The 24,538-nt window shown below is 40.6% G+C and carries 22 protein-coding genes; 4 read left to right on the top strand and 18 right to left on the bottom strand.

The features are described from left to right. Positions 1-135 precede the first annotated feature (135 nt). The 9 genes from H0S70_RS14545 to H0S70_RS13435 all read right to left on the bottom strand — a co-directional run bounded on the left by H0S70_RS14545 (position 136) and on the right by H0S70_RS13435 (position 9,931). On the bottom strand, positions 136-477 hold the full coding sequence (locus tag H0S70_RS14545; RefSeq protein WP_188321159.1) for a phosphomannose isomerase type II C-terminal cupin domain: 342 nt from the start codon (positions 475-477) through the stop codon (positions 136-138). A 37-nt stretch (positions 478-514) separates the two neighbouring features. Continuing rightward, positions 515-1,513, bottom strand: coding sequence for a mannose-1-phosphate guanylyltransferase (locus H0S70_RS13470; RefSeq protein ID WP_188321158.1), 999 nt, complete (start codon positions 1,511-1,513; stop codon positions 515-517). Further along, positions 1,513-3,888 carry a GumC family protein gene (locus tag H0S70_RS13465; RefSeq protein WP_188321157.1) on the bottom strand — a complete coding sequence of 792 codons (2,376 nt, stop codon included), beginning with the start codon at positions 3,886-3,888 and terminating at the stop codon, positions 1,513-1,515. The genes H0S70_RS13470 and H0S70_RS13465 overlap by 1 nt, the downstream gene beginning before the upstream one ends. A 14-nt stretch (positions 3,889-3,902) precedes the next feature. Continuing rightward, on the bottom strand, positions 3,903-4,718 hold the full coding sequence (locus H0S70_RS13460; protein WP_188321156.1) for a polysaccharide biosynthesis/export family protein: 816 nt from the start codon (positions 4,716-4,718) through the stop codon (positions 3,903-3,905). Positions 4,719-4,765: 47 nt separating this feature from the next. Continuing rightward, positions 4,766-6,706, bottom strand: a complete 1,941-nt coding sequence (locus tag H0S70_RS13455) for a polysaccharide biosynthesis protein (RefSeq protein ID WP_188321155.1) — start codon at positions 6,704-6,706, stop codon at positions 4,766-4,768. A 106-nt stretch (positions 6,707-6,812) separates the two neighbouring features. Next, positions 6,813-7,952 carry a DegT/DnrJ/EryC1/StrS family aminotransferase gene (locus tag H0S70_RS13450; RefSeq protein WP_188321154.1) on the bottom strand — a complete coding sequence of 380 codons (1,140 nt, stop codon included), beginning with the start codon at positions 7,950-7,952 and terminating at the stop codon, positions 6,813-6,815. Further along, positions 7,942-8,559: an acetyltransferase gene (locus H0S70_RS13445; protein WP_188321153.1), complete on the bottom strand. Its 618-nt coding sequence runs from the start codon at positions 8,557-8,559 to the stop codon at positions 7,942-7,944. Before H0S70_RS13445 ends, H0S70_RS13450 begins: the two co-directional genes overlap by 11 nt. After that, positions 8,556-9,164, bottom strand: a complete 609-nt coding sequence (locus H0S70_RS13440) for a sugar transferase (protein ID WP_188322259.1) — start codon at positions 9,162-9,164, stop codon at positions 8,556-8,558. The genes H0S70_RS13445 and H0S70_RS13440 overlap by 4 nt, the downstream gene beginning before the upstream one ends. Positions 9,165-9,598: 434 nt before the next feature. Next, complete coding sequence (locus H0S70_RS13435; protein WP_188321152.1) at positions 9,599-9,931, bottom strand: hypothetical protein; 333 nt, start codon at positions 9,929-9,931, stop codon at positions 9,599-9,601. A 566-nt stretch (positions 9,932-10,497) separates the two neighbouring features. Between H0S70_RS13435 and H0S70_RS13430 the strand changes: the two genes are divergently transcribed. Together H0S70_RS13430 and H0S70_RS13425 are read left to right on the top strand one after the other, a co-directional pair. Continuing rightward, on the top strand, positions 10,498-11,481 hold the full coding sequence (locus H0S70_RS13430; RefSeq protein WP_188321151.1) for a lipoate--protein ligase: 984 nt from the start codon (positions 10,498-10,500) through the stop codon (positions 11,479-11,481). 112 nt (positions 11,482-11,593) lie between these two features. Next, positions 11,594-11,866: a hypothetical protein gene (locus H0S70_RS13425; RefSeq protein WP_188321150.1), complete on the top strand. Its 273-nt coding sequence runs from the start codon at positions 11,594-11,596 to the stop codon at positions 11,864-11,866. A gap of 352 nt (positions 11,867-12,218) precedes the next feature. Here the strand turns inward: H0S70_RS13425 and H0S70_RS13420 are convergent, their stop codons facing one another. The 4 genes from H0S70_RS13420 to H0S70_RS13405 all read right to left on the bottom strand — a co-directional run bounded on the left by H0S70_RS13420 (position 12,219) and on the right by H0S70_RS13405 (position 17,278). After that, positions 12,219-13,397 carry a glycosyltransferase family 4 protein gene (locus H0S70_RS13420; protein ID WP_228453751.1) on the bottom strand — a complete coding sequence of 393 codons (1,179 nt, stop codon included), beginning with the start codon at positions 13,395-13,397 and terminating at the stop codon, positions 12,219-12,221. A 134-nt stretch (positions 13,398-13,531) separates the two neighbouring features. After that, positions 13,532-14,599 (bottom strand): hypothetical protein, encoded by a 1,068-nt coding sequence (locus tag H0S70_RS13415; RefSeq protein WP_188321149.1) that lies wholly within the window; start codon positions 14,597-14,599, stop codon positions 13,532-13,534. A gap of 847 nt (positions 14,600-15,446) precedes the next feature. Beyond that, positions 15,447-15,833 carry an HU family DNA-binding protein gene (locus H0S70_RS13410; RefSeq protein WP_188321148.1) on the bottom strand — a complete coding sequence of 129 codons (387 nt, stop codon included), beginning with the start codon at positions 15,831-15,833 and terminating at the stop codon, positions 15,447-15,449. 635 nt (positions 15,834-16,468) lie between these two features. Continuing rightward, the gene (locus tag H0S70_RS13405; protein ID WP_188321147.1) at positions 16,469-17,278 is read right to left on the bottom strand and encodes a helix-turn-helix domain-containing protein; all 810 of its coding nucleotides are present in this window, start codon (positions 17,276-17,278) and stop codon (positions 16,469-16,471) included. 184 nt (positions 17,279-17,462) lie between these two features. On the opposite strand from H0S70_RS13405, the gene H0S70_RS13400 reads away from it, so the two are divergent. Further along, positions 17,463-17,930, top strand: a complete 468-nt coding sequence (locus H0S70_RS13400) for an HU family DNA-binding protein (RefSeq protein WP_188321146.1) — start codon at positions 17,463-17,465, stop codon at positions 17,928-17,930. Between the two features lie 1,072 nt (positions 17,931-19,002). Beyond that, complete coding sequence (locus H0S70_RS13395; RefSeq protein WP_188321145.1) at positions 19,003-19,437, top strand: endonuclease domain-containing protein; 435 nt, start codon at positions 19,003-19,005, stop codon at positions 19,435-19,437. A 559-nt stretch (positions 19,438-19,996) separates the two neighbouring features. Here H0S70_RS13395 and H0S70_RS13390 read toward each other — a convergent pair. The 5 genes from H0S70_RS13390 to H0S70_RS13370 form a co-directional block, all read right to left on the bottom strand. Next, on the bottom strand, positions 19,997-20,173 hold the full coding sequence (locus H0S70_RS13390) for a hypothetical protein (protein ID WP_317173158.1): 177 nt from the start codon (positions 20,171-20,173) through the stop codon (positions 19,997-19,999). A gap of 196 nt (positions 20,174-20,369) precedes the next feature. Next, positions 20,370-21,515, bottom strand: coding sequence for a glycosyltransferase (locus tag H0S70_RS13385; protein ID WP_188321144.1), 1,146 nt, complete (start codon positions 21,513-21,515; stop codon positions 20,370-20,372). Continuing rightward, on the bottom strand, positions 21,455-22,333 hold the full coding sequence (locus H0S70_RS13380; RefSeq protein WP_188321143.1) for a glycosyltransferase family 2 protein: 879 nt from the start codon (positions 22,331-22,333) through the stop codon (positions 21,455-21,457). The genes H0S70_RS13385 and H0S70_RS13380 overlap by 61 nt, the downstream gene beginning before the upstream one ends. Beyond that, on the bottom strand, positions 22,333-23,427 hold the full coding sequence (locus tag H0S70_RS13375; RefSeq protein WP_188321142.1) for an EpsG family protein: 1,095 nt from the start codon (positions 23,425-23,427) through the stop codon (positions 22,333-22,335). Before H0S70_RS13375 ends, H0S70_RS13380 begins: the two co-directional genes overlap by 1 nt. Continuing rightward, positions 23,420-24,535, bottom strand: coding sequence for a glycosyltransferase family 4 protein (locus H0S70_RS13370; protein ID WP_188321141.1), 1,116 nt, complete (start codon positions 24,533-24,535; stop codon positions 23,420-23,422). The genes H0S70_RS13375 and H0S70_RS13370 overlap by 8 nt, the downstream gene beginning before the upstream one ends. Between the last annotated feature and the right edge of the window lie 3 nt (positions 24,536-24,538).

Here is a 24,538-nt window from a genome sequence, read left to right as displayed (position 1 = left end):
ATACAAACTAAATATGGAGAAGTGATATATTGTAAAAGCAAATTAATCCCAGTGATCAGAACTAAATGAATAAAATTATTAACAAAAGATTTAAATGAACTATTATTAAAAATCCTTTTTATAAAATTTTTCACATTATTTCCTGTTATAATCATCCTCAATCCTCACAATATCATCCTCTCCAAAATAACTCCCATACTGCACCTCAATAAAGACCATAGGTTCTGAGGTTTTATTTTCTATACGGTGGTGCGCTCCTTGAGGAATTTGAGCTACTTCTCCTGCAACATAATCTTTAATTTCATCATCAATGGTAATGGTGCCAATTCCTGATACGATCGTCCAAACTTCCGCTCTCTTATGATGGTATTGCAAGGATAATCTTCCACCTGGATTAACCTGAATTCTTTTTACCTTGTGGGTTGCTGCATTTTCAAGTACCCAATATTCACCCCAAGGTCTGATGTCATGTTCCATATTTACAGTTTATATTTATTAGTGTTAGTTATTTCTGCTATCTAATCAGTTCTGAATCTTCCCTTGCCAAATCTTCATAAACCTTCTTCACATCTTGGGCATTTTCTTTATTCAGTACTAAAAGTGCATCTTGAGACTCTATTAAGATTGTATCATTAAGTCCCAAAAATTTTATGAATTTATTACTACCAATGAGCATATTCCCATTTTCGTCCGGAATATTTCCATTTCTTTTAAAATAATCGTATAAGGCTTCAAAGGAGCCTAAATCTGACCATCCAAAATCTCCTTTTACTACTTTCATTTTGCTACTACGCTCCATCACCGCATAATCTATACTTTTAGAAGAAATAGCCATCATATCTTCTTTATTTAATCTTCCGTCATTAGCATTGTTCCAAGCTAATAAGGCTGTTTCGTAGATTTTCGGTTCGAAATTTCTTAACTCCTGAAGCAAAACAGAAGCTTTAAAGCAAAACATACCACTGTTCCATAAAAAATTACCGGCACTTAGAAAAGATAAAGCTGTATTTTTATTAGGTTTTTCTCTGAAAGATAAAACATCTTCTCCATTAGCCTCAATATATCCGTATCCCGTTTCCGGTTTGGTAGGTTTTATACCAAAAGTAACAATGTATCCCTCTTCTGCTAAAGCGACCGCTTCTTTCACAGAATTGTGGTATGCGTAAACATTTTCTATTATATGATCTGATGGTGTCACCAACAATATATCTTCCTCAGATGCAGCAAATGCAGCAAAAGCAATCGCAGCAGTTGTATTTCTAGGAACGGCTTCTATAATTTCCTGATATGAAACAGAACTTTTTTCTAATTCACTTTTACTCAACTGATGGTTATCCTGATTCCCAACTATGATAAAATCTTTACTGAGTTCAATATTTCTCTGCAAAGCTAAGCCAAATAGCGATTCACCATTAAATATATCCAAGTATTGTTTCGGTCGACTTTTTCTGGACAGTGGCCAAAGACGGCTGCCAACACCACCAGAAAGTATTACTATTTTCAAATTTTCCATTAGAATCTTTCTTTTAATCGCTCAAAAAAACCTTTCTCTTTCGCTCCATACCCATACCCATATTTATTTCCATAGCCGAAATAGTCTTTCGCCACATCATTGAGCACAAATCCAACATTTTTGATCTTCTTCTGGTCAATATTTTTATTGGCAAAGGCGATGAGTTCTTTCTCTGTGTATCCGGAACGGGTCACATAAATCGTAGCATCTGCCATGTCCGCGAACAAAAAAGTATCGGTTACCAGCATCAATGGTGCGGTATCTAAAATAATATAATCGTATTGCGGTTTTAATTGAGCAATCAGTTCTTCATATCTGCCATTGCTGAGTAATTCAGTAGGATTCGGAGGGATACTTCCCGAATAAATCACGTCGCAATAAGGGTTGAAAGAAGTCACATGAATAATTTCTTTTAACTCGGTGGTTTCATCATATAAAAATTCAGTCAACCCGCGCAACCCTTTTCTTGCGGTATTATAGCGTTGAAGTTGAGGATTTCGAATATCTGACCCAATAATCACCACTTTGGTTTTAGGCGTAGCCAAGGTGAGGGCTAAATTGACCGAAGTAAACGTTTTTCCTTCGCCTTTTACCGTAGAAGTAACGAAAACCACTTTGCCTTCTTTTTTCTTAGGCAGCATGAAATTCATATTCGTGATCAGAATCCTGAATGCCTCTGCCATTGGAGACAGGTCATTCACTTTCACCAATTCATCCTGCCCTTTCTCTACAGTAGGCAACTCGGCAATGACCGGAGCATGGGACAGTTTTTCAAGATCTGTTCTGGATTTTACTTTATTGTTGAATAATTCCGTTAAATAAATAAGGATAAAAGGCAACAACAAACCAATTGCTAAGGCAGCCAAATAAATAATCATTTTCTTAGGAGCCACTGGTTTTTCTGATGCGTAAGCCAAATCCACGATACGGGCTTTAGGAGCGGTAATCGCCAAAGAAATAGCGGTTTCTTCTCTTTTTTGCAAAAGGAGGAGATAGAGATTTTCTTTAATTTGTTGCTGTCTTTCAATGCCTCTGAACATTTTCTCCAGTGCAGGGATTTTAGAAATTTTTCCTACGACTTGGTTTTGCTCCGATTGGTACTGATTTCTCGCCAACTCCAGCCCCGTTCTGTTTTTCTGAAGGCTTTGCATGATGGACCCTTTCAGGTTATTGATCTGTTTGGTGACTTCCACCACGGCAGGGTGTTGCGGAGTAGCGGATTCGAGCAAACGGTTGCGTTCTAAAACCAGCGCATTATAAGTTCCCATATTCGCAGTAGCATCCGGACTCGCCAATCCCACATTGGAGGGCAAAGCCTGATAAGTGCCGGATTTACCTACATAGCCAATCAGGGCATTAGTGAGCTCCAATTGTGCTTCGGTTTCTATTTGTTTGGCCCTCGCAGCTGCAGAACTTTCTAAGTTGATCTTCGCCTCCGTTTCAATATCTGCAATTTTATTGGCGGATTTAAAGCTTTCTTTTTGATTCTCTACCTGGCCCAATTCTTCCGCTACCTTCGCGATACGGTCTTCAATAAATTCTAGTGTTTTTTTAGACTCAAACTTTTTGTCGTCAATTGCGTCCATATTATAGGCCAACACGAGATTATCGAGCAGGTCTTTGGCCTTATCGATTTGCGGATAGTTGATTCCCAAGCCGATCACGGTAGCGTCTTTGTTGACCAAATTCACTTCTGTTTCCTTCTGTAGTTGGTTGACCCTGCTTTCCAATGAGGCAAAGTGCAACGAAAGCTCCCCCAATTCTTTTGCTTTCACCGGATCAAACTGAGGATTTTTGCTGATCATGATATTGGCAAAAGGCAAACTCACCATTTTGTTAAAATCAGCCTCGATATTTTTACTCCATTCGGGAGAAGAAAGTACAAAGCCTCCTCCTTTGATTTGGATGGCTACCGGTTCTTCCGGAAACGAAGCATTTTTCTTTTCATTGATGATTCTTACGATAATCGGCGAAGTATCGCCATAGAGTTCTCTTTCGGAAAGGCCTTCATCGGAAACAATATTGGTTTGTAACCCTTTGGAAGCTACTACATTGCGCATGAGTTTCTTAGATTTGAAAATCTCAATCTCATTATCTACGCTATTGGTCCCCATTCCTCCCAGTCCGGACAAATCTTTAAGCACGCCCATTTCTCCTGCAGCAGAGCCGCTGGCTTTGGAATCTTTGATTAAAACGGTAGACTGTACTTTATAAACCGGGGTGGTGGTTTTTAAATAAAAATAAGCCAGGACTAAAGCAATGAGCGCCCCGATAATAAACCAAGGCCATTTTCTTGCATAAGGCCTTATGATTTCGTTTATATGAATTTCTTGTACACTTTGAGCCTGCTCAGAAGCAGTGACATTGTTCTCCATTTTTTTACAACAAATTATTTCTTGAAAACTAAGGCTAAGATGGTTACGACAATAGAGGCGATCCCAATATATAGCCCTGAGTTAGGATCGAGTTTTGCGGTTTTTTCGCGGGTTTTATTAGAGGAAACATAAATTACATCTCCTTGTTTTAAATGAAAATAAGGGGAATTGATAAAATTTGCATCCAAAAGGTTAATCCGCTCTTTGGTGATGTTGCCGTCGATATTTCTCACCAATAATACATCATCTCTTTTGCCGTACATCGTTAAATCTCCTGCCATCCCCAATGCATTCAGGATGGTAGCTTTTCCATTAGGTACAATATATTCGCCTTGGCGGTTCACTTCCCCCAGTACAGTCACTTTAAAATTGGCCAAACGCACATTCACCGTAGGGTCAATCACATATCTTTTGATTTTGGAATGCAGTTCGTCTCTTAAGGCTTCGATAGTTTTACCCTTGGTATCTATTTTTCCTAAGAAAGGAAAATCGATATAACCTTCTGAATCTATAATATAAGTAGGACCGGAAAAAGTAACTGCACCTTGGTTGCTCACATTGCCGGGAACCTGAGATTGTTGAATTAATTCCCCGGATGAATAATTTTGGTTGAATGGTTTCACCACATCCAAATCCCTGCCCGATACCAAAATAACAAGCTGATCGCCAACCTGCAAAGTAGATGCGGATGCCGCACTATTCACAGAGGCTTCTGTAGCGATTTGCTCTACATTCTGCATGTAATTCAACTCGCTTACTTTATCCTTGGTTTTACAAGAAGTAAGGGTAAGTATGAGGAAAAAAAGAAGGACAATTGTGTTTTTATTCATGAGGATCGTTTAAAAAATGTCAAGGTTTGCAAATATACAATTCTTAATTACTTATCCAAAACTTCGTATATTGAATTATTACTCTTGAATTCGGGAACAATCTCTTTCAAAATTTGCACCACCTGTATTTTCTCCCTTCTTAAAGCAGCTTTAATAATTTGATTGGTGTATTTCTCAATATCTTCGAATTCCATATTTGGATCTTTCGATATTAAAATCTTTTCATTGTGGGTGGCGAGGGTTTTAGCGTCATCACTCAGCAATTCCTCATAGAGTTTTTCTCCGGGTCTTAATCCGGTATAAATAATTTTAATGTCCAAGTTGGGCTCAAATCCGGAAAGCTTGATCATTCTTTTCGCCAGATCCAAAATCTTCACCGGTTCCCCCATATCGAACACAAAAATTTCACCTCCCTTTCCCATCGTTCCGGCTTGGAGAACCAAATCACAAGCTTCGGGGATCGTCATGAAATACCGCATGATTTCGGGATGGGTGATGGTCACGGGACCGCCATTTTCAATCTGTTTTTTAAAGTGAGGAATCACCGAACCATTGGAACCCAATACATTCCCAAAACGGGTAGTGATGAATTTGGTCTTGTTGTTTTCGGTGTTCTGCAAAGCTTGTACAAAAAGTTCTGCCGCTCGTTTTGTTGCCCCCATTACATTGGTAGGTTTCACCGCTTTATCGGTAGATACCATCACAAAACGGTTCACCCCATATTGGCTGGAAAGAGTCGCTAGATTCTTTGTTCCGAGGATATTCACCAATACCCCTTCATGAGGATTTTCCTCGATCAACGGCACGTGTTTGTATGCTGCAGCATGGTAAACCATCGAAAAGTTATATTGCTGGAATAGCGGTTCTATTCGGTGCCTATTGGAAATATCGGCGAGAACGAATTTAAAATTGATGTCCGGAAATTTGTTGGTCATCTCCATCTCAATTTCATAAAGTGGAGTTTCCGCCTGATCCAAAACAACGATGAGTGAAGGATTCAAAGTGGCCACTTGCCTTACGATTTCACTTCCGATAGAACCTGCGCCTCCGGTAATGAGAACGGATTTTTCAAAATGACGTATTTTCAAATCTTCGTTGACGATGGTAATCGGTTTTCGGTTGAGCAAATCTTCAATCTGCAAAGTTTTGATGGATCCTTGCAAATCGACATTTTGAAGTTCCTGTACGGCGGGTGAAGTGAAAACCTGCAAATCTTTTTCAAGAAACAAATTCACCCAATTGTTCATTTCCTCTTTGGTCATCATTTCTTTCACCAGCAAAATACCATCAAGCAAAAGATCATCCTTCGTATTGTTTCGAATTTTTTCTACACTATAGATGGGTTTTCCCAACAAATGTGCTCTTTTAATATCGTGCCTTTGCGTGAGAAATCCTACGATATGATAAGGCAAATGAGGATTATCGAGTACTGCACGAGCTACTGCAACCGCCTGCTCATCAATACCAAAAACCAAAATCCTTTTTCTTAAAGTACTGCGCCGAAATTCTCTGATCAGATGAAAAAATTCCTTCACAAACAAACGGAAAAGAAAAAGCAGAATAAAAGAAGTGGCAAAAAATACAGCTAAAAACGGAATCGACATTTGAATCATCCGCTGGCCGGTCATTAGTTTAAAGCTATAACTAACGATTCCCACGAAAATCGTGGTACTGAAAGTAGCCAAAAATAATTTGAATAAATCGATAAAAGTGGAATGCCGGATAATCCCGGAATAGGTACGATAAATGAACATAAACCCAATACTTACGCCAAGAATCATCAGGTACATGTGCAACGCATTATAAAAAACAAATTGAGTACTGTGACTCAGTTTTTCAATGAGATAACATGAAAAGGAAATAGAGACCGCAACAAGGAAAATATCAATAACTAAAATAACCCACCGAGGCAAATAACGCACCTCTGAAAGGTTAATAAAATTATCTCCGCTATATATTTTTTTTTTCAGGTTTTTGCGAAAACTCATAAGTTAATTTTAGTTGTTAACATAAGAGAAGTGAATTTGATCGGAAAATCCAATATTGTGTTTCATTGCGCAATAATACAAAATATTACCGTGTGAATCAATAATTTTAAGACAATGTGAAGATCTTGGAAAACAATTGTTCTATTTTTTCGAAGTCTTGATCGGTCAAGTTTGAACCGGAAGGAAGGCAAAGTCCTGTTTTGAAGCACTGTTCTGCATAATGACCACCGAAGTAGAGGGTATCATTAAAAATTGGCTGAAGATGCATCGGTTTCCAAATCGGACGCGTTTCGATATTTTGTTTTTGCGCCATTTTTCGAATCTCATCGGCACTGATGCGGCTGTTTTCACTTACCGTAACAATACTCAGCCAGTGGTTGGAAAAATAATCAGAACTCGGCTCCTGATGAAGGCTAAAATGAGGTTGGTTGGCAAATAAAAGTTTATAACGTTCGTGATTGGCTCTCCTTTGGGCAACCCGATCTGCCAATACTTCCATCTGCCCTCTTCCTACTCCTGCGCAGATATTACTCATGCGGTAGTTGTAGCCGATATTGGTATGTTCGTAGTGTGGAGCATCGTCTTTGGCCTGCGTTGAAAGGAAAACGGCCTTTTTCTTAAATGCAGGATCTTTCAAAATCAAGGCGCCGCCACCGGAAGTGGTGATAATTTTATTTCCATTGAAACTTAATACGCAAAGATCACCGAAAGTTCCACATTTTCTATTTTTATAAGTACTTCCCAAAGCTTCGGCACTATCCTCAATCACCGGGATGTCGTACCGCTTCGAAAGAGCATTGATTTCATCAACTTGATAAGGCATTCCATAAAGAGAAACTGCAATAATCGCCTTAGGTTTTTTCCCTTGTGCAATTCCATATAGGATGGCTTCTTCTACCGCTTTCGGACAAAGATTCCAGGTATCTTTTTCACTATCTACAAAAATAGGAGTAGCTCCCATATAGACGATGGGATTCGCTGATGCAGAAAAGGTGAGCGACTGGCAAATTACAAAATCACCGGGCTTCACATCCAGCAAAACCAGGGACAAATGAATGGCAGCCGTTCCCGAACTCAGTACCGCTACATACACTTCCTCATCCAAAAAGGATTCCAGATCATGCTCAAAACCATTGACATTCGGACCCAATGGCGCAATCCAATTCTCATCAAAGGCCTGTTGTATATATTTCATCTCTCCTCCGCCCATGTGGGGAGAAGAAAGCCATATTTTTTTATTCTCCATGATTAATTTCCCTCATTTTAATGATTTTTGCAGGGTTTCCCACCACTACTGCATTGGCCGGCACATCTTTCAAAACTACTGTTCCTGCTCCTATCAATGCATTTTCACCCACCGTTACCCCCTGAATAATATTGGCGCCCAAACCGATATGGGCTCCTTTCTTCACTGTAATATTCCCCGCAAGGGAAGCCTTGGGAGATATATGTACAAAATCTTCAATCACACAATCGTGTTCGATGGTAGAGGCGGTATTGATAATGCAATGGTGGCCTATTTTCACATCTGCATTGATGCAAACTTGCGGCATAATCACCGTACCTTCTCCTACCTCCGAAAAACGAGACACGAAAGCGCTGGTATGATGGATGGTTTCAAACTCGCACCAATCTTTAATCTGATGATATATTTTTTCGCGAATATGGTTATCCCCAATCGCAATAATTACTTTTTTATGTTCGATCAATTCCCGAGTCGGTTTGTAAATATTCAACCGGTGCGGAAACTTATCATGCGGTTGATCATCAACCAAATATTCCAATAAATGGTTATTGGACAAAATTAAATCATACACCACTTTTGCATGGCCTCTCGCTCCATACAATATCATAAGGTATTTCCTTTAAAAGCTTCCATGGTTACATAATTATTAGCATTCACCCCGTGTCTTGCGACTACTTTTTTCAAGGTAATTAAAACAATCTTTGCATCCAACGCTGCAGATAAGTGGTTAACATATTCTATATCATAAGCAAATTTCTCGTCCCAAGATAATGCATTTCGACCATTCACCTGTGCCCATCCGGTAATCCCGGGTTTCACATCGTGTCTTTTTTTCTGTTCGGAATTGTAAAGCGGTAAATATTCTGGAAGCAAAGGGCGCGGACCGACAAGGCTCATGTCACCTTTTACCACATTGATCAGTTGGGGAAGTTCATCAAGGGAAGTTTTTCTTACGATTTTTCCCATGAATGTTAATCTACGGTAATCCGGAAGCAGTAAACCTTGAGCATCTTTTTTGTTGTTCATCGTTTTAAACTTGATGATGCTAAAGATTTTCCCATTTTTTCCGGGACGGTTTTGTACAAAAAAAGGAGTTCCTCGGTTGTTCGCCGCAAGCATCAGCGCAATTACCAGCATCACAGGACTTAGGAGAAGGAGTGCTACCGAGGCGATTGCCACATCGATAACGGGTTTAATTACATTTTTGTACACAGATTTGAATTTCATTAAGCCAAATAAAAAAAAAAAAAACGAAACAGCTTTCGAGTTTTTAATAAATATTTAAGTAGTCTGTTTTCTTTTGCGCCAACCAGCATGTACAATCGTTCCCACAGCAGCAATCAGCAATACTGGTAGGTAGTCATCGATGGGTACGGGGTCTTCCGCAATATTATTTTCTAAAGCAATCCCTGGATTCTTTTCCGGCATATCTGCCTAATGATCTGTATTATCTTTCCGCTCAAAAATTTCTGCAGAATCATCAAAAAATACTTTGTTGCGCCTGCGCATTGACACCCGAACAAATAAAGATTATGAGGTTGTAGATATATTTTCTCACTTATTTAACAATTTTTACAAAGATAATAATTTGTTTTATAAAAATAAGTTGAAAAATAATTAATTTCAATTTTTACAAAATACAGCATTTACTTCTGTTTATTATTGTTGTCGTCACGGTTTTTTATCACATTTATTTTCAGGATGCAGATACCTGAAATGTATGATGTCGAATCGATTTGCAATTCGCCTGAACTTCCTTTCACCTTAATGATCATTCTGCCCGAAACATCAAACACCGCTCCCCCATCAATTCTTGAATATTTCGACTTCACCACGATATCTCTGGCATTTCTGTACACAGTAATCTTGTCTTTTATTCCTTCATCAGTCGCAAGTATAGTCCTTGGTTTATAAGCAATTTCAAGCCGATTTTCAACAACGAACATTGCCGTAGTACATTCATAAGGGGTCTCTGACATATTTTACTACCATCTGCTGAAATTACCAATTTCCTCCTATTTGAAACCGATAGCAGTGCTGACGTGACAGCAAATTGAAATAAGTAAGCTCCGGATGCAGGTAGCGTTCCAATTTTTATAGATTGAGAGATTCCCGTCGAAAATGAATATGTAGATGGAGCCTCGATAAGTTTCCACTCATTTGTTAAAACTCCATCATCTCACGCTATATATTTTTATGGAACCATCAAATTGTATAGGCTTATTATCATTAAACAAAGTGCAGATGGGTTAGTGTAATCCCCGACATTCTGAATACAACCAAGACTGAAAAATGTCAATAATCTAAGTATTAGTTTTTTTTCATCATGTAAGTTCTTTTAATCGTGATACTTAGTTAACATGCAAATATATGCAATTTAATTAATTTTAGCTACCGTGTTTTAACCCTTTTTTTATGGCGCACATAATTCAATAGGCTCTGTTAACGAGAAACAGCTACATTCTCTGTTATTACCCATCACCGCTCTTCCATCCTCCTCTTATATCACCCAACATTTTTCCCTATTTTTGCAAAAACATCTCCCATGCTTATCATCGACTCGCCTTCTGACAACGCGTATTTCAATATTGCTTCCGAAGAGTATCTGCTCGGTCGTTTTCCGACGGAGGATATTTTCCTGCTGTATGTGAATGCGCCCTCGATTATTGTAGGGAAATTTCAGAATACCCTGGCTGAAATCAACCTGGATTATGTGCAGGAAAAAGGGATTAAGGTGGTCAGACGAATGTCGGGTGGCGGTGCGGTGTACCACGACCTAGGCAACCTCAACTTCTCTTTTCATACCCTGTTGGCGGATCACGATTTTGGCGATTTCTCGCAGTTTACCCAACCGGTACTTGCCTTGCTGAACCACCTCGGCGTTCCGGCAGTGCTGGAAGGGCGCAATGATTTGTTGGTTGATGGAAAAAAGTTCAGTGGCAATGCGAAACTTGCCAAAAACGGGAAGATGATTCAGCACGGCACCATCTTGCTCAACTCAGAAATGGAGGTGTTGGGAGATGCCCTCAAAGCCAATCCCCTAAAATTTATCGACAAAGCCACGAAATCCAACCGGTCACGGGTGACCAACCTCATCCACTACCTGCCGCAAGGCACGACCACGGAGCAACTTAAAAACCTGCTGACCGACGAAATCATCCGCAACAATCCGGGTGCGCAACGCTATGAACTCACCCCTGAAGATATTACAGGAATCGAAAATTTGATGGCAGAAAAATACGAGACCTGGGACTGGACTTTCGGATTTTCGCCGCAATATAATTTCCGGAAAGCCATCAAAGTGCCGGCAGGATTTATTGAAGTGCATCTCGACGTGGTAAAAGGCACGATCGAAAAAGCCAAGATTTTCGGCGATTTCTTCGCCGCGAAACCCATCGAGGAACTCGAAGCTCGGTTGGTGGGGCTTAAACATGAAGAAGAGGAGCTGCGTAGAGTGCTCGAAAACATTGATTTAACTGATTACTTTGGAAAGGTGACGGTGGAGGAAGTGCTTACCGTTTTTAAATAGTGCTTCATCATAATCCTGCCAGTGTTTACCTCACTGTAAGTATGAAATTAGGGTACCTAAATTTCCAGCAGTCTTTTACCCCTACCCCTAAAGGGAGTCTGCTGGAAATTTTATGAACGAAAGCGCAGAAAATCAAATTCACACCCTTTTTTATGCTGAGCCTGCCGAAGTAAGGGCCGGGGAAATGAATTTGACTTTTCGATGTTACTGCCTTAAAGACCTTATTTGGAAGGAGGAACACAAAAATTTCCAGCAGTCTTTTACCCCTACCCCTAAAGGGAGACTGATGGAAATTTTATCAAAGGGAGTAGAGAAAATTAAATTTACACCCTTTAGTGTTGGGGAAAATGAATTTGATTTTCGGAGGATCTGCTTAAAAATTTAACTTCAAGAAAAGGGTTTTGCAATTTCCGGCAGTTTTACCTAAGTTTTGGGCGGGAATAACCACCCCGTCCGTGTGCAAAGCACACGACACCCCTCCGGGGGAGGGGAATGTACCGGTGTTTAATAAGGGATGGGATAAGGTGGTACTGTTGAACAATGGCTAAGTCTCTGTTATCAAAACCGGAAGGAATAAAATTACAATGTGGAAAAATGCCAGTTGCTGACTTATTAAAACCTACCCTTCCAAAAGAAGAACCGCATATTCCCCTCCCACGGAGGGGTGTCAGCCGCGGCAGCGGATGACGGGGTGGTATGGGATCCTTAGTTTTCCCCCCTACCACTCACCTGCCCCACTACTCCGTAACCCTCCTGTACTCCTTCAGCAGCGCATCCCACACCACTTCCTGTCGGTAATGTTTTTCAATGTGTGGACGGGCAGATTGTTTCATGGCCGCGTACAGAGGAGGATTGCAGATCAGTTCTTTCATCGCCGACTGAAGCGCAGCAGCATCCTTTACCGGCACGATCATTCCATTTTTTAGCGGAGCAATTATTTCATTGCATCCGTTGATATCCGAGACAATGGAAGGCAGTTCCATTGCGCCGGCCTGCAGCACCACGTTCGGAAAACCTTCTCGGTAACTCGGAAAAACCAGTGCATCGCTGATGGCAAAATAAGGACGGACCTCCTGCTGAAAACCTACTGAAATTATTTGGGAATGACCTTCAATCGCAACAAGGGTTTCGGCATCCAATGGATCGAGCTCTTGTTCCAAAGGACCTACCAACAGGAGTTTTAGGCTTTCTTTGGCAACATGAAATTCTGAATCCGCATTAGCTTCATCCATCAAATTTTTAAAAGCCCTCACCAATTCATTGATCCCTTTATCACCCACCAGTCTTCCTACAAAAAGAAAAACAAAATCCCCCGGGGCAATACCAAGTTCCTTGCGAAGCTCCTCCCGCTGGGCGATATCAACAGTAGCCGGACTAAAAATTTCAGTATTGATGCCATTGCTGCTGCCGTTGGCCAAAACTTTCAACTTCCGGGGTGCGCAAAACCGCTCTTGAAGGATAATATCTTTCAGTCCATAAGAATTGGGATAGACGTTGGTAGCAAAAGCATACGTCAGTTTTTCCACGAAATTCAAGATTTTTCTTTTGAAACCCCCAGCTTCCAGAAGTGGCAAACCCGCTACGGTATGCATCCTCACCGGCACTCCTGCGAAATAGGCCGCCATCATGCCTACCAATCCTGCTTTAGGAGTATGCGAATGCACCATTTCCGGCTTCACCTTCCTCAGATACCGATACAACTGATATACCGCCTGGAGATCCTGCAAGGGAGTAATCGCACGCGTCATCTCCACATGATGATGCTTTACGCCATACTTGAGGGCAACGCGATTGAGTTCTTCAGCATCGGCAGCGATCGCCGTTACCTCAAAATGTTGATTCATAAAAGTCAGCTGTGCGCCCAACAGCTTATCGAGCGATAATGGAATGGTCGTAATGCGGATGAGTTTTTTCAAAGAGAAGAAGGGTTGAGGTGGGATTGATGATTCGATGTTACCGCGCAAAGATAAGAAGTTTTAAAACAAACCTGCAGCGGCTATAGCGGAAAGAAAAGATCATACTTTGATGATATCGGGGGAGCTAAGAAATTTTAAGGTGAATCTTTCCTGCGAAAATGAAAAGCGAACACTTCCATGATCATCAAATAAAGAAAAGGAGCCACCATGATTTTGGTTCTCATAAGGATTCCGTAATTGGCGTAGGCAAATCCAAATACAATTCCTAAAAAGAGCATCAGTACGATCGGGAAAACCACCAACATTCTTCGGCGAAGCGTTTGAAAAGAGCGGACGAAGATATACATCGCCGCTGCCGACAGCAGGAGCAACATCAGATTTTCCAACCCAATCACCGCATACCACAACCCCGACTTTTCGAAGGGCAGAGGCCTGAAATAAAAGGTAAATAATTTCAGGGGCAAGGGGTACTGATCCAGCGGAACATAGGCATCAGTGTGGCGGAATACCCTGATATGAGCTTCATATTTTTGGATAATCCGCTCCACTCCTCCACTGAAATCCTGAATCTGGGTCAACAAAAAGCCAAAAACCACGATCCCCGCTCCGCATCCGCCAGCAATCTGCCACTTTCTTTTTTTACTGAAATGCTCGGTCAACAACAGACTTAGTCCATAACTCAAAAGCATCAGCAACGCGATGTGTGGACGAATCAGCCCAATAGCTAAAAGTGACATCAAAAGTGTGGTACTGAAATACTTTTTTCGGTACACCTCCCGCGCAAATACGACCAACGGAACGATGAGCAAAGCCTCTTTCCCGATTAAGGAAGTCCAAAAATGAAGATTAGGCAGCAACACCAACACCATTGCCAATCCTTGCAAACCTTCATGGGTTCCGGCGATTTTTTTCAATATTTGATAAAGCAGAATGATTCCGACAAAGCTGATCAGACTAAAAATCAGGAATCCGCTCCAGAACGGAAGATGCAGAATATTGACCAAAGGAAAGGTCAGCAACATCACCACCTCGGTACCGGGCTTTAGGAAATCACTCCATGAAGATTCCCCTAAACCTGCTCCCCTTAACCAATACCGTTGCGCATCCCCATTATTCAGCAGGATATAGCGATATCCCACCCACGAGAAAGCAAGATGGTATATCAAAAGGAAAACCGGAAAGTATCGCTGCAGGATTTTCATTGATCGGGTAAAAATAGGGAGAAATAACCAATTGGGAATGAGATTCTAGATTCAAGATGATAGACGGATAGATGATAGATTTTAGAGCGTTGATGGTTGATGGTTGAGAGTTGATAGTTGATGTCCGTTGGAATTTGATCCGCAAAGTTCGCGAGAGAAATTTTGTGAACGCGTGAACCTGTGAACTTGTGAACAAGTTGATTCCTTTATCAAGCGAATGTCATCCCGACGAAGGGTCGGGGTGGTTTTTTCGCGTGAAGAAAGAGGAAAGAAAAAAGAGGAAAGAAAAATGAACGTTCCATCATTATCCTACCCCCCTGAGAACAATGGGATATTCCTCTCCTCCGGAGGGGTGGGCCTTTGTCGGAGACGAAGGGTCGGGGTGGTATTTCGGGAGAAACAAGATTCAAGAGCCAAGATTCAAGAGCCAAGTTGAGAGTTCATGGTTGAGAGTTGACGCCATTGATTCAAAACTCAACCGTTCAATTACTCCCAGCTTATTGCTTAAGGCATATTGCGTACAGCGTGCTCAAAAATCAGCAATATCCCCAAGATCCGAGAGAGACAAATCCTCAATTATGCAATAAGCAGTACGCTTTACGCTTTACGCCTTTGAGTGATTAGAAATCAAATCAGCAAAATCCCCAAAATCAGCGAGAGAAATTCTATGAACCTGTGAACCTGTGAACTTGTAAACAAGTAGATTGCAGTACTCAAATACCCCACCTAAAGCGTATTGCGTAAGGCCTACTGCGTACAGCGTTCTCAAAAACTCAATCACTCCCCCCATTTTCAAATTAACTCATTTTCAAATTTCCAAATCGCCTACTCCATACTCCATCCTTCCCTACTCCTTTTCGTAGCGGATACCACTAAGCGTCTTTTTGATCTCTTGTGACGGCGTAAAAATAACCGTAGGAGCACCGATAGACTGCGGAATCACACCGGACTCCGTATTTGAAAAGGTCGATTTTGCGGTAATTCTGAAACTTCCTAGATGATCCACCCTTACGATATTGCCCTCCATCAGGTTTTTACAAATTTCGTCGGAAATGGTCATCAGGATTTTAAGACAGTCGATTTCACTGATCCTGGTTCTTTTTGATATGATTTCTGAGAATTCTTTTGCTTTAATTTCTCTGTTGGTCACCAATGTTGCGGTATACGCTTTTTCGTCGGTTCCCGTGAATCGAGACCGTTTGTAGGTCCCGGTTACTTTAAATTTTGCTGCCATAATTTTGTGTTTTATTATTTTTTGTGAACTTGTGAACGAGTTAGTTATTATAAAGCGATTGTCATCCCGACGAATCGAGGGATCTCTATAGTATCATGGAAACATGGTGCTCTTTGTGCCTTTGTGGTAAAAAAAAGAACCAAGAACCAAGAACCAAGATGAGAGATTTTAGTTGAGAGTTGAGAGTTCATGGTTGAGAGTTGACGCCATGGATTCAAAACTCAACCTTCAATTACTCCCAGCTTATTGCTTAAAGCCTACTGCATACAGCGTTCTCAAAATCAGCCCAATCCCCAAAATCTGCGAGAGACAAAAATCAAGAACCAAGAATCAAGAACCAAGATGAGAGATTTTAGTTGAGAGTTGAGAGTTCATGGTTGAGAGTTGACGCCAGTGATTCAAAAACCAAACATTCAATTACTCCCAGCTTATTGCTTAAAGCGTATTGCGTACAGCGTGCTCAAAACCCTGCCACAACTTTCTAACTTCTTAACCTTCTAACCTCAAACTCGACCACTCAATCACTCCCCCCATTATCAAATTAACTCATTTTCAAATTACCAAATTCCATCCTTCATCCTTCATCCTCCATCCTTCATCCTCAATCCTTCATCCTCAATCCTCCCGCTTCCCGCTTACTTATTAAAAACATCATTCCAAAAAAAGAGATGTTCTTGCTCATAAAAATGTTCGACTTCCGGCAACGCCTCCACCTGCTTGAGCAGGATTTCGAAATGACGCAAACACTCTTCCCTAGAACTGTACAGGAACTTATTGCGAGGATTGGTAAAATAGATATATTCAACAATTCCGTTTCCTCTTTTCCTAAAAATCTCCAACATCTCGAACATCAAATCCCCTCCTGCATCAAGATACTTCATCATTTCATTCATAATTTGATCAAGGTGTTCCTGCGCCTCCGGCGAATCCGATGCACGCAACAACCGATCATCACTCTCTTCATCCACAACCCTCTCCTTGCGCAATTTGTTGGCATACCGCTTCAAAGGATCCATCATAATCAATTCAATATCCCCTACATACCCTTGGAATTTAAAATAGATTTCATAGACCTTCAACAACGCCTCAGCTTTCTTTCGATCCGGATATTCTTCCGCTACTTGCTTCACCAATCGCTCTTCTAAAAAAGCATTGTATCGCAATCCGTACTGATCATCATAAAATTTAAGAATTTTCAGCGCTCTTTGTCCAATATCCAATACATCATCCAAGTTTTTCTTTTGTGGAACCGATGAATTAAAGAAAACATTGATGTCCACATCAAACTGATCGATTAACTTTTCCAACACATCAAATGAGGGCTTGGTATGCCCTGCTTCCAGCTGTGTAAGGGCGCTACGGCTGATACCCAGCGATGCTGCAAATTCATTTTGCGTCATATCATGTTGCAAACGGATGTGTTTTATTTTTTCATTTGTATCCATTTTAAAACTTTTTTGTTTTTTTTGTTTTTAATTCAAAACATTTTATTATATTTGTAGTGCAGTAAAGATACAAATAATCTTAAACCGCACAAAATGTTTAATTAAATATTTTCAAAATGACCTAAAATACAGCAGAACCGACCACCATTCCAGGTTCACCCCGCGTTTCATGATCCGATGCTGAATGGCAAAGCAGACGATCAGCCAAGATTTATTTATTTATTTAAACAAAAACGACGTGATAACATTTAAAGCTGTCGAAAGACGCAACCCTAGTTTACCGGAGACTGCACCCAAAAAGTTCTATCCTCTGGTTAAAAGTTCCGGATCGGTCGATATCAAGACCATCTCCGATGAACTCTCAGATGCTTCAACCCTCAACAGTGTGGACATCCGTGCCGTGCTCTTCGGATTGGAAAAATCGTTGCTGAAGTATCTTCAGGAAGGATATACCGTGAAATTCGGAGATCTGGGCACTTTTCGCACCTCGATTAGTGGTACAGGAGTAGATACCGCAGATGCCCTCAACGCTTCCAACGTGACCAAAAAGCGCATCCTCTTCGCTCCTTCTCCACTGCTGAAACGTACGGTGGCTAGCGCCCCGGTGAGAAAAGTTCAGGACGCAACGCAGGCCACTACGCCGACGCCTTAATCCTTAACTTACAAATTTGATGAGAGTCCCGGAATTGCAGTCCGGGACTTTTTTTTTATTCCAAATACCTCCCTTTTTTTTGGCATATTTCGTAGGCATGAAAAAAAATTTTGCCCTGATGAACTGTGTAAATTGTCCTTACGTTTTTAATTTTCGTCCTTACGCTTTTTTTCGCTACCGCATTTTTCAAAAATTTCAGACTTTTAACACCAAAAATTACCATCCAAACGCTAAAATTTGGGCATTTTGCATCTTTTTTTTAGATGTTTTATGCGATTTTTTGTGGTTTTTTACCCCTATTTTCGATTATTTTTCACTGTTTTTGGGTGATTTTTAGCACTATTTTATGGGGTTTTTACAACAATTTTAAAACTTTTTCAGCACTTTTTGCAAGGTTTTTTTTGCCCCTTTTCGGCAATTTTTTCGCCACAATCCGACATTTTTTTTCATTTTTTGCAGGATTTGCATCACTTTCGTAACTCCCTTCATCTTCATTACTACCCGAAATAAACCACCCCGTCACTCCAGCTTCGCTGGAATGACACCCCTCCAAAGGAGGGGATAAACCACCCCGTCATTCCGGCTCAGCCGGAACGCCACCCCTCCAAAGGAGGGGAATACGCGCGTGTTCTTAGTTTATTTGGGGAATAATGAGGAGGTTCTGATGATGGAGTATGGAGTATGGAATACGAGGAAAGAGGAAAGAAAAAAGACAAACTACCGTCCTATCATTACCCCCACCTCCTAAGAACAACGAGATATTCCCCTCCTCCGGAGGGGTGTCTCTTTGTCGGAGACGAAGGGTCGGGGTGGTTTTTCGGGAGAGGAAAGAACCAAGTTGAGAGTTCATGTTGAGAGTTGATGGTTGATGGTTGATGGTTGATGGTTGATAGCATTGATTCAAAACCCAAACGTTCAATTACTCCCAGCTTATTGCTTAAAGTTTATTGCGTACAGCGTTCTCAAAAACTCATTCACTCAAAAACTCCCACCTATAGCATTTTGCATAAAGCGTATTGCCTACTGCATACAGCATAAACATTTTTCCTTACATTTATCTTTAAAAATAACCATGGAAATCCTCACCCACATTGGAGACATTCCCATCCTAAAAAGCAATATTCCTTCATTGCCCTTCAACAGCCATCTCAAAAAACTACTTCCAGAAAAAAGAAAAGGCGGAATCCTATGCGAAGTCTTGTTTTGGAAAATCGTGCATCGGAGAAAATTTCATGGCATTGATTTCGACCGACAGAGCATCATTGGAAATTATATCGTGGATTTTTATGTGAAAAAACTGGGATTGGTGATTGAAATCGATGGTTGGAGTCACGATGTCAAAAAAGAATATGATGAAAAACGACAGCAGTATCTGGAAAGCTACGGATTGAAAGTCTTCCGGATCTCCAATCACGACATATTACAAAATACCGCAGTGGTGATGAAGGATTTAGAGCGGTATATCATTCAAAATTTTGGAGTGGAAGAAGGTGGCGTTCGCGAATAAACCACCCCGTCACTCCAGCTTCGCTGGAATGACACCCCTCCAAAGGAGGGGAATATGCGGGTGTTCTTAGCTTATTTTGGAAATAATTTGGAGATTTTTTTTGTAGAAGAAAGAGGAAAGAGAAAAGAGAAAAGATGAAAGACAAACTACCGTCCTATCATTACCCCACCTCCTAAGAACAACGAGATATTCCCCTCCTCCGGAGGGGTGGGCCTTTGTCGGAGACGAAGGGTCGGGGTGGTTTTTCGGGAGAGATTCAAGAGCCAAGTTGAGGGTTCATGGTTGAGAGTTCATGGTTGAGAGTTCATGGTTGAGAGTTGATGGTTGATGGTTGATAGCATTGATTCAAAACCCAAACATTCAAATACTCCCAGCTTATTGCTTAAAGTTTATTGCGTACAGCGTTCTCAAAAATCAGCCAAATCCCCAAAATCCGCGAGAGACAAAAGTTAAGAACAAAGATTTCAGATTATAGTTGAGGGTTGAGAGTTGAGAGTTGAGGGTTCATGTCCAAATCGCCTCCTTCATCCTCCATCCTTCATCCTCAATCCTCAATCCTTCATCCTTCATCCTCCCTCTCCCTAATTCCCTCCTCTTTCGCCACCTCATCCAGTTCGGGACCGCTGCTGGAAACTCCCACGACATCAAATCCGTGTTGGCTCATAAAACGGTGTTGTCCTTTTAAAAGAATTTTGAGCGATATTGGAACTGTGGTAATCCTTACTATTTTTTTCATATTGTCGGGCAAAGATACACCACACAATTTAATATTTATGATGCGCTGGATTTGTAATACTGAATTTTTGGAATTCTCTATTTATTTTTTCCTATAGCCTCTCTTTTTAATGCTTTTTGGTTTGGAGCTAGAGCAATTGCAGTAGATTATCCCGATAATTATTGGGAGCGCTAATATTACTGTAACTAAGGATATTTTATTTTTGCACTGCGCTTTTGTATAAATCTATATAAAGCTGTGTCATTTTCCCTATTCCAAACTCCTGAGCTCTAGACATACATCTTTCAGTCACCGATTGACTGTAGATGGAATCATTGGTCAGATTTAGAATAATTTTGGCCAATTCCTCAGCATTGCCCTGCTCAAATACTACCCCATAGTCTTTTACAATTTCCCGCAATCCCGGTACATCTGAAGCTATAAATGGTTTACCGGAAGCCATGGCTTCAACAGAGGACAAAGAGAGTCCCTCGTGCTTTGAGGAAAGCACCACTACATCTGCTGTTTTTAACAATTCAGGTACATCTGCCCTGTTTCCTAAGAAAGAAACCTTTTCAGCTACCCCTAATTTTTCTGCAAGAAGTCTCATTTCTTCTTTTAAAGGTCCCTCTCCAGCTAATAACAGTTTATATTTCTGAGGTAATAAACTCATTGCTTTAATGAGGGTAGCGTGGTCTTTCTGCCAGCGAAAACTTGATACTTGCAAAAGAATAATATCATCTTCCTGAACTCCTAAATTCTCTTTTGGAAGGGGTTCTGCTTTGTAAATTGCATCCAGATCCACCCCATTGTGGATGAGCAAAATTTTATCGTTGTATTTATTTTGCAGATGATTTTTGATATTAACATCGACTTCCTCTGCTATACTTACTATATGATCAAGTCTTTTATAAATCCAACGGTCAACCTTTTGGAAAAATTTTGAATCCCTTCTTTTATTATGGGTGTTGTGTTCTGTATAGATTAGCACGGGTTTTTTCTTTACAAACAAAGAAGCTAAAACTACCCAGTATAGCGTGGGAAACAAATGCAGATGCACGACCTCTGATTTTTTCAGTATTGGAATTAATTTAAAAATCAGGAGTGGATTATACACCGAACCTGTGGTGAGAAACTTTAGCGGTGATTGGTAACTGATTAGCTTTTTAACTAAAAAACTATCCGTTTTCTTCAATACGACCAGTTTAGCTTCGGGAAACTCGTCCTTGAATAACGGAAAACTATCCGCTACCAATTTTTCGGCTCCTCCAATGCCGAGACTGTTAATAATGACGGTAAATCTCATCTTGTTTTCCAAAGCAAATATTTTTTTACGATTAAAGCCGTTGGCAACATCATCCAATTCAGATAACTCGCAGGAGCCAAATTCAGGAGTTTAAAATCTTTAGTAATAAGTGTTGAAATGGCGATATGCAGTGAAAATTTCAATTGATCCACCACAGAAGGAATCAACTTTTTCTGTACTGACTTCGCATAGGCAAAACCGCGCGGAGACTGAAAATATTGCTTCTGAATGGTATGCGAAGAACCTTCCGTCTGATACTCCACCCAGCACAGCACTTCATTGGTATAGATTGAAGGATAATCATTGCCAATCATCAGGTACAAAATCCCCAATGGCACGAGCTTTTCACCTTTATATTCCGGATAAGGCGGATATTTACGAACGATGTCTGTTCGCAACACCACTTTTTTATCTCCCGTTACGTTGTACTTACGGTATAAGTCGATCAGATTACCTTCTTTAAGATTTTCGGGAATGGGTGTACCAATCATTTTTCCATGTTCATCGGCATCCAAACCAATGATTCCTGCAGTTTGTGGATTTGTATTTGCTTTCCAAATATTGATTATTTTTTCTACTGCGTCGGGAGGCATTTGGTCATCGGAGTCAATGCATACATTTAGTTCAGTATCAATAATTGCATAAGCCAAATTATGAGCAGTATGCATCCCCCCGTTTTCCTTATAATGATACTGAATCTCAAAATGCGCTTCTTTTATCCAGGTGTTCACGAGGTCTTTTGTATTGTCCGAAGAACCATCATCAATAATCATCCAGATAAAATCTTTGTACGTCTGCACCCGTAAACTTGAGTATAATCGGGGAAGGAGATGCGCTCTGTTGTAGGAAGGCGTAAAAACGGTAATGGTTTTCATTATAAAATCACATTCATTAAAAAGGTAAACATAAAATAAAGAAACAGAATGACTGCAAAAATTCTGTATTGATTATCCCAGATTTTGTAGCGGAACATTGGGTAGGCAATTACTGCGGGCATTAAAAACCAAGAGAGATAAGCAAACCGGTTGCTGAACGCCGCGGTAATTACTAAAACCCAAAAGGCATTGGCGATGCAATAGATTCCGAATAGGTGAATATAAAATGGATCCGTAATTTTCTTTTTAAAAATAAAATAATACCCAGCAAATACGGCTGAAGCGCTGTACACCAAAAAATCCCAACGAAAGCCCGTCTGTGAGAACTGATCGTTATACTCCTCTGAACCTCCGGTCAGATATCCTTCGGTACGGTCTGATTCGAAACCTAGATTGGCAAAAAAACCAGACCAGGCACTGCCTCCTGCCAGTGAAAGCGGAATGGAAGCCAACCAAATGTAGAGATAGACTTTGGGATTTCGGTACAGACCTGAAACCACAAAAGCAGCGATAGGGATAATGATGGATGCGTGCATATAATATGCTGCCACAAAGCAAGCGTACATCAGCCATTTTCGGTCATAAAAATAGAGACCTAAAATAAAGATTGAGGTTCCTAAACCATTTCGCAGGCCGTTCACTCCATACGACCAGAAAGAAAACGAACTGACAAACATAAAGAAAGCAAAAAACCAGTAACTGCCAAAGTATTTTCTGGAAAAGAGAAATACCGGAATGATGTACAGGATATCCACCACCTGAAAGAAGCCGCGCACGGACATGAATTTGCTGCAGAATACCATCATGTAATTGAAGAGATAATCCTTAACGATGACCACCTCTCCTCCTCCCAGCAACATTTGATATGCTTTATTGTAATTAACCGTATCTCCAAAACGGTAATTCACTTGCCTCTGTCCAATATAAAGCGTGAAAATCACCATAAAAACAACGCCAAATATATTGAAAAAGCGGATGTTCTCGGAGTCGTGGAGATCAGAGCTGAAAGAATGGAAAAGGATCAGCAGTGCAATTAAAAATAATGCATAATACTGAAGGTCGGTATAGATGTCAACGGGAATCCAATCAAACATGTGGCAAATTTAGTAATTCTTCCCACTGCTTCATCACCATTTCGGTGGTAAATCGTTGCACATTTTTTTTGGCGTTCGCCTGTAATCTCGCTCGTTCGTTGGTATTGCGCATTAGGCTTTTTAACTCCGTGGCTAAATTTTCAACGTTGTTGTACCTCACCAAATAGCCATCTTCACCGTTGTCAATAATGTTGCGAGGTCCGTTGGGACAATCGTAACTGATGATTGGTAAGCCAACAGACATGGCTTCTAACAAGACCATGGGAAAACATTCCGTTTTTGATGACATGGCGTAGATGCTATACCCCGTCATAACCTCCAGCATGTTGGAGACGCTGCCTTTAAAATGGATGTTGTTTTCCATTTTTTTTTGCATTACCTCTGCTTCCAAAATAGCTTTGGTTCCTAAATAATCTTCGCCATAAATATGTAATTGCCAATCGGGGAATTCTTCTTGCACTTGTTGCCAAGCTTTGACTAAATCCCCAAAATTCTTTACCGGAGAAATACGTCCAGCTGCGATGACCTGCTTTTGGTTGATATCCGCCCATAAAGTTGAGGTTTCTATGGGATTGGGTATGACCACCGCATTTCGGGTTTTTACATAAGCGGCTTCATCTTTATTGAGAACCACAATGTGATCGTAATGCGCCTCCGTCCAATCCAGCAATTGGTATTTTATTTTTTTTAGAAAAGAAGCTGTCTTTCGAGCTTTTTCTTCGAAAAAACGGGAGTTATGTCGTTCTTTAATTAACAGACTATGGCCCTTTATAAAAGGTAACCAATAATGATCAAAATTAAAATTAGGCGATATGATCGCGTCTGGCTTTAGCGTTTTAAATAAAGCCTTTTGTTTTCTGAAGTGCTTTACTGCTTTTTTTATGTTGGTTAAAGAGAAGTACGATTTTGTACGCTCATAGTTAACCCCTACATCGATCAATGTTATCCGTGAATCCAGGCGATATCGTGGTGGTAAGTTCTGCTGATCTGTCGTGACAATGATCACCTGTACATTTGGCAACGCCGCAAAGTAATTGGCTTTAGTTGCCATTACTTTTTCGATTCCGCCGTGGAGATGTATTTGATCGGTGTTAAAAACAATTTTCATAAA

The sequence above is a fragment of the Chryseobacterium manosquense genome (assembly GCF_014623485.1).
Classification (GTDB): Bacteria; Bacteroidota; Bacteroidia; order Flavobacteriales; family Weeksellaceae; genus Kaistella; species Kaistella haifensis.
The sequence above is the reverse complement of the archived record's forward strand: the minus strand, read 5'-3'. Positions and strand labels throughout refer to the sequence as shown.